1 protein-coding gene is annotated in these 1,623 nt (G+C 71.8%); it reads left to right on the forward strand.

Going from position 1 to position 1,623, the window contains the following annotated elements; genetic code table 11:
- On the forward strand, positions 1 to 1,623 hold a 1,623-nt coding region (locus ACIOMQ_RS41415; protein WP_402192902.1), incomplete at both ends, for an amino acid adenylation domain-containing protein.

Here is a 1,623-nt window from a genome sequence, read left to right on the forward strand (position 1 = left end):
AGCGGTGGTGGCTGATCCCGACCGGTCGTTGACCCGGCTGGAGATCCTTGAGCCCGCCGAACGCCACCGGCTCCTCACCACCTGGAACGACACGGACAGGCCGGCGGACTTCGAGGATGTCGTCGAACAGATCCGTGCGGTCGCGGGGCGGACCCCCGACGCGGTCGCGATCACCGATGACCACGACACCCTCACCTACCGGGAGCTGGTGACCCGGGCGGACGGAGTCGCGAGCTGGCTCCGCTCCCGAGGAGCCGGACCGGAGGCACGGGTCGCACTCCTGGCCGAGGCCGGCATCGAAGCGACCGTCGCCTTCCTCGGAGTGCTGGCCGTCGGAGCCACGTACGTGCCGCTCGACACCCGGTCACCGGCCGCACGCCTGTCGGAACTGCTGTCCGACGCCGGTGTCCGCTGGATCCTGGCCGGCCGCGGTCAAGCCGCGCTGGCCGAGGAGATCGCCGCCGGCTCCGACGGGGCGGCCGAGGCCGTCCTGGTGGAGAACGCCCGGGCGGGCGTGGCGGAACTGCTGCCCGCATCCCCACCGCACGCGCAGGGCCTCGCCTACGTGATCTACACCTCCGGATCCACCGGGCGGCCCAAGGGCGCCATGGTGCGCCGTACGAGTATGCAGAACCATATCGCCGCCCAGATCGAGGACCTCGGCCTCACATCGGAGGACTCCCTCGTCCAGAACGCCTCGCTCACCTTCGACATCTCCATCTGGCAGATGCTCGCGCCCCTGGCCGTCGGCGGTCGCGTCCGTGCGGTCGGCCGTCGCACGGCCGCCGACCCCACCGCACTCTTCGGGATGGTCGACGGCGAGGGCATTTCGGTGATCGAAGTCGTCCCCTCGCTGCTGCGGGCCGCGCTGGACCAGTGGGACGACGGGCTGCCCGTGCCCGCTCTGCGGAGCCTGCGCCATCTGATGGCGACCGGTGAGGAACTGCCGGCCGACCTGTGCCGACGCTGGTTCGAGCGCTACCCACACGTCCCGATCACCAACGCCTACGGTCCGGCCGAGTGCGCCGACGGAGTCGCGCACGCCGTGGTCACCGCCGGCCCCCTCGCGGACGGGCGGCCCGTTCCGATCGGATCGCCGGTCCGCAACACCCAGCTCCATGTGCTGGGCGAAGGGCTGGAGCTCGTGCCGGCCGGCGTCGAGGGAGACCTCTACGTGGGCGGTGCCGGCGTCGGCCGCGGATACCTCGGCGACCCGGCGAAGACGGCGACCGCCTTCGTACCCGATCCGTTCTCAAGGATCCCCGGCAGCCGGATGTACCGCACGGGCGACCGCGCCCGTCGCCGTGAGGACGGCCGGCTCGAATTCCTCGGGCGGCAGGACCACCAGGTCAAGATCCGCGGGCGCCGCATCGAACTCGGAGAGATCCAGGCCTGCCTGCGCACCGCTTCCGGGGTGTCCGACGCGGTGGTCCTGCTCGTGCCGGCCCCCGAGGGGCAGCCGCAGCTCGTCGGCTACGTCGCGGGCACGGCCGACCCGCAGGCAGTGCGCGCCCATGCCATGGGCCTGCTGCCGGAGTTCATGGTGCCGGCGGTGGTGGTGGTGTTGGATGTGTTGCCGTTGTCGGTGAACGGGAAGGTGGATCGTGCTGCTTTGCCGGTGCC

Origin of the sequence: Streptomyces sp. NPDC087845, from assembly GCF_044742755.1 — a bacterium.
Lineage (GTDB): Bacteria > Actinomycetota > Actinomycetes > Streptomycetales > Streptomycetaceae > Streptomyces.